1 protein-coding gene is annotated in these 229 nt (G+C 76.4%); it reads left to right on the forward strand.

Going from position 1 to position 229, the window contains the following annotated elements; translation table 11 throughout:
- Positions 1-16 precede the first annotated feature (16 nt).
- Positions 17-229, forward strand: a 213-nt coding sequence (locus KVT14_RS21960; RefSeq protein WP_308161193.1) for a DUF3027 domain-containing protein, incomplete at its 3' end; no start/stop codon positions are given.

The following is a 229-nucleotide window of genomic DNA, read 5'->3' on the forward strand; positions in this document are numbered from 1 at the left end:
CCGGACTTGGGGGTCCGTGGTTCCGCTGCAGGGCGCGCTGGGCACCGTGTCCGGCGTGTGCGTCATCGCGTGGTCCCCCGACGACGGCAAGGTCGTCGCGCAGGAGCACGGCTGCGGCGCGCACTCCGAGACGGACGTCGAGCCGCGGCCGACCGAGTGGCCGGACGTGCCGGTCGCGCGCGAGCTGGACGTGCTGCCGACCGCCGAGGTCGACGGGACCGGGGCGGTC

It is taken from the genome of Cellulomonas sp. GbtcB1, assembly GCF_019091725.1.
Taxonomy (GTDB): Bacteria; Actinomycetota; Actinomycetes; order Actinomycetales; family Cellulomonadaceae; genus Cellulomonas.